Genomic DNA, 4,541 nt, shown 5'->3' on the forward strand with positions numbered 1-4,541 from the left:
AAATATAAAACACTAACCAGATACAAGTCAAGAAAAAACTCGCCCAATGGGCGAATCCCAATACCCCAAAACTTCCTGAAAACCCTACAGTTTCTGAAACCCGCGTGGGCTTAGAGCGGAGTTATGGTCGCTACTGCGACAAAGCCCGAAACGTCGCTGCAGCTCCGCCCAGGAAGGGATGCGCGCAAACTCGCTGAGCACCGTCGTCGTGGGCGGCAAAATTGGGAAATCGCTGCGGTTCATACGCGCCAAGGCTTCTCCGGGCTTGATCCACAAACTGTGCGTCACCTCTTCCGAACACTTGAGCGGCATCTGCCCTGGCGGCAAGATGGCCGCGTAAAAGCGTGTATCGAAGCGCATGGAATAGATCGCCGGGGTGACCCAGTGGTCGAAGTAAGCAACCTGTGAGAGATCGCACAAGAACTTTTCTGATTCCAAGAAATCACCGAACTCGAGCTGTTTTTTGACAATCGCCTGGCGCTTTTGCTCGATCCGAGTCTTTGCGCTCCCATCGCGCAGCTCGACAGCAGCACCCGACTCGGTCACACACAAGAGAATGCCAACCTCCTCGAACAACTCGCGCACCACCGCCACCCAATGGCCGAGCGCCACCTGCGCATCATGCTGCCCGCCGAGAATCCGGCTCGCTGCCTCGCCGCTCAGCTCACAGCAGCGCGCCAGCGTTCGCTCCGAGTGGTCGTCGCGATGCACCGTGCCGCCGGGAAAAACGTAGAAGCCGCCGAGAAAGCGCATCGACTCCGGCCGGCGAGTCAAAAGAAGCTCGAACCCGCCGTTATCATCGGGACGGAGCAAAACGACGGTAGAAGCGTCACGAGGTTGAACCATGTCCTGTAAAGTGAGGAAGTGAGGTGACCTCGCCCCCTTCCGAACTTCTTACTCCTTACTCCTCACTCCTTACTTCCTCCCGATTTCCTTCAGCAATTTTTCCCACTTTTCGCTTTCCCTCTCATACTTCTCCGCGGTCATCCCCGCTTCGGCGTAGAAGCGCTTGAATGTTGGCTTATTGAGCGCGCTGTCGAGGCCGTACTTGGCGAGAAACTTCTGCCCTTCCGGACTTAACAAGAAATCACCGAACAGCAGCGCCGCATGGGGATGCGGTGCATTAGCGGACACGCCAACGCCGCCTGGATTCGTCGGCACGACATCCATCGGCACCCACTTGATCGGCGCACCTTTGGCAATCGACACGCGCGAGTGGCTAAGAAACGTTGTGGGCGAAACCGCGACCTCACCCGAGATGACCATGTCGAGCATGGCTCGTCCCGAGACGGGATGGAGACTGATCTGCTGCGCTTTCAATTTCTGCACGAACTCGGGCCCTCTGCTCGCCAGCATACCCGCGATCACTCGCGCGCCCGTATCCGTGGTGGTCATGCCGATCTTGCCTCTGAGCTCCGGCTTGAGCAGATCGTCATAGGACTTCGGAATCGCCGCTCCCTGGATTGAGTTCGTATTGTAAGACAACCCTATGTAGGTCTCGCGATCCGTCGACCAGTAAACCAACCCCTTCTCCGCCTTTTCTTTCACCTCATCGGGATAGCTCGCTGCATGCGGCGAGAAATAGGGCTGGAGCATTTTGTACTCTCTCATCACCATGAGAACCGGGAAGGTGGTCTCAATGGCGTCGAGAATGAAACGCTTAGCCTGAAACTCCTGCAACACTCGCGAGATCAAAGCATCGCTATCGCCACGATAAACGTCCACCGAAACCCCAGGATATTTGGAATTGAAAACTTTGGGCATGTCCACATTCGGCCCGCCGGTGAGCGACGTGTACCACGTGACCACGCCCTCCTTCTTCGCACCTTCGTAGAGCATCTTTTCACGATCGGGTTTGTTGTAAGCCGCCAGCTCGGCAGTTAAACGCGGCTTGTTCTGCGCCATCGCTGGGACGGGAGCTAGCAGAATCGCCAGCATCGCAAGCGTAAATAATTGTTTCATTCGCTCTCCATTTTCTGCAACATCTTTGCGTCGATGACCTCCAAGCGCGCCTTAGGGTACTTAACGCGTAAAGAACAATTCGACCACTTAGTTTCGAGCTGCCGGTGCACGTTTTTGCGCTCCGCGCTGGTCAGCCGCCGCCATTTTACCTCAGCGACCAACAATTGCTTACCATCTTCGGGGTCTTGCGCAACCAAATCCAACTCCACACCGCGCTCCCAATAGCGCCGCGCGCCAGGGAAACGGCCTCGGCAAACGTCTTCGAAGACCGTGGCCGCATGATCGTGAATGAGTTTTCGCTTCAGCGCTCTGCCATAGGTCCGCCAGCGGCTCTGATGCGGCGAAAAAACCCGGTACCAAAAACGCAGGGTTGGATCATGAATCCGGTAATAGGTTTTTTTGGTCGATCGAACGCTTTCGCCGTAGGGCAGTTCGCGCTCCAAGATCGACAGGTCTAAAAGCTGTTGCAATAGGCGCGACAGATTGGTTTGCGCCGTGCCCAAACGCGAAGCGATTTCCGAGGGCCGTTCCGCGCCTCGACCAATAGCTTCGAGCGCCGCCGTGGCCCCAAGTCCACTGATGCCCTCGTCACGCAGGATGCGCTGCGGCTCCTGCTCCATGTAAGGAGCAAAGCCAAAATAAAGCGCTTCGGCAAGCGCAACAACGTCTTGTTTAGGATCGACGAACTCCCAATATTTCGGGATCCCCCCGACGCAGGAAAATTTTTCAAATGACTCCAGATCCGATTCGTTTTGTCCGCAAGCCTGACAAAACGCTCGGTAGCGCATCGGCCGAATCTGAATGAGCTTTCTCGCCCGGCCATAGAGCGGCGCCGCCCGGTGCAGAAAAAGGTCGTGCATCATCCGGGTGCTCGACCCAGACAAGATCAACAAGCACCCGCGCGGCAGCGAATGATCGATCCAGCGCTGCAGTTGGCTCGGCAAAGTTGGATCGACCGCGGTAAGATAGGGGAATTCGTCGATGCAGAGCACCCAGCGTCGCTTTTGCAAAGCCAACACTTCCAACAATTCCGGCCAGGTCTTTGGCACAAAGCGAGTTTCCAGCCGCCCGCTGATATCTTGAAACACCTGCTGAATCTGCAGCTCGCGGGTCGCTTCGATGGCCTGGGTATAAAAACCGTCGCATGACTTGAGCCACTCGCCGATCAGTCGAGTCTTGCCGACCCGCCGCCGCCCATACACGACCAACAGCCCACCCCGCTTCGCTGCGGCATCGAGCTCGCCCAGCTCCAACTCTCGATTGGTGAAATCCAGCTCCACAAAAGCCAGTATGAGGCAGGAAATGATGTCTGTCAAACATTATGCTTACCGAGCATAATTGAGGGGTATCGCCCGCAAAGGCGCTAAGGCGCAAAGGTTTGGGGACTAAACGGCTCTGCTATTTCCAGTCTACTTGGCGCCTTTGCGCCTTGGCGAGAGTATATCTTAATTCCGAATGCCGACCACGTTGAAAGCCGTCACCGCCCGCTGGAAGCCTTTAAGCGTCAGCTCCCCCACCGGTTCGACCTCGAGAAGATTTTCAATCACGCCCAATAATCTCTGCGGCACCAAAGTCTGTCCCGAGTTGGCCTCGCCGCACAGTCGCGACGCGAGATTGCACACGGTGCCAATCGAGCCGTAGTCCATGCGACCTTCAAAACCGATGGCGCCGATGGTCGCGTAGCCCTGCGCAATGCCGATACCCATACCGATGTCGTAGCCGAGTTTGCGCCAGCCAACCGATAATTCATCAAAGCGCGTACGCATCGCCAGCGCCATGCGCACGGCGCGCTCCTGCGGATTGGGCACCGGCACCGGATCGTTAAAGATCACCATCATGCCGTCGCCGACGAAGCATTCGAGAGTCCCCTCATGTTGCATGACCAGTTGCCCCATTGCCGTATGATACTCGCGCAAAACGCCCATGACTTCTTCGGGCTCGGCTGCTTCGGCAAACGCCGTAAAGCCGCGTAGATCGAGGAAGACAACCGTCACATCGCGCCGATGAGTTTTCAGCGGATCGTCGGCGCCGCCGGCGACGATTAGATCAGCCAACTGCGGGGAGAAAAACCGTTTCAGCCGTTGCAATCGTTCCAGTTGTTCCAATTGTGATTGCACACGCGATTCAAGCGTCTGGTTCCAGTCCGCCAGTTGGCTTGCCTGCGTTTGCGCCACGTCCTGAAGTTCTTTGATGCGCAAGAGCGACTTCACCCGCGCCAATAATTCCGGCTGATTGATCGGCTTGCTGAGAAAGTCATCCGCGCCGGCCTCAATCCCTTTGATCCGCTCGACGGCGGGATCGAGCGCCGTAACCATCACCACCGGCAGGATCGCCGTCGCCGGATTGGCGCGAATCGCCTGGCAGACTTCGTAGCCGCTCATCTCCGGCATAACGACGTCGAGCAGAACCAGATCCGGCGCTTCGACGCCCAGCTTCTCCATCGCCTCGCGCCCCGAAGCGGCGGTCGCGACGGCGTAACCTTTGACAGTCAATAAGTCGGCGAGCAACTTAACGTTGCGCGGCGTATCGTCGACGACAAGTATTTTCGGGGGGGGGGGGGGGGTTCTTTCGGCGGCGGG

Annotated in this window: 4 protein-coding genes; all 4 read right to left on the bottom strand. The window is 57.2% G+C overall.

Annotated features, from left to right (window positions below; all coding sequences use genetic code 11):
* Nucleotides 1–84: 84 nt before the first annotated feature.
* On the bottom strand, nucleotides 85–774 hold the full coding sequence (locus FJ145_26480) for a hypothetical protein (protein ID MBM4264958.1): 690 nt from the start codon (nucleotides 772–774) through the stop codon (nucleotides 85–87).
* A 141-nt stretch (nucleotides 775–915) separates the two neighbouring features.
* Complete coding sequence (locus tag FJ145_26485) at nucleotides 916–1,962, bottom strand: extracellular solute-binding protein (GenBank protein ID MBM4264959.1); 1,047 nt, start codon at nucleotides 1,960–1,962, stop codon at nucleotides 916–918.
* Nucleotides 1,959–3,278, bottom strand: coding sequence for an ATP-binding protein (locus FJ145_26490; protein MBM4264960.1), 1,320 nt, complete (start codon nucleotides 3,276–3,278; stop codon nucleotides 1,959–1,961). Before FJ145_26490 ends, FJ145_26485 begins: the two co-directional genes overlap by 4 nt.
* Nucleotides 3,279–3,407: 129 nt before the next feature.
* A complete protein-coding gene (locus FJ145_26495) occupies nucleotides 3,408–4,505 on the bottom strand; it encodes a response regulator (GenBank protein ID MBM4264961.1) in 1,098 nt (365 codons plus the stop codon).
* Nucleotides 4,506–4,541 lie beyond the last annotated feature (36 nt).

It is taken from the genome of Deltaproteobacteria bacterium (assembly GCA_016874755.1).
In the GTDB taxonomy this organism is placed as follows: domain Bacteria; phylum Desulfobacterota; class Binatia; order UBA9968; family UBA9968; genus DP-20.

Coding starts and splice junctions, on each gene's coding strand:
- FJ145_26485 (MBM4264959.1), bottom strand. CDS start 1,962: ATGAAACAATTATTTACGCTTGCGATGCTGGCGATTCTGCTAGCTCCC.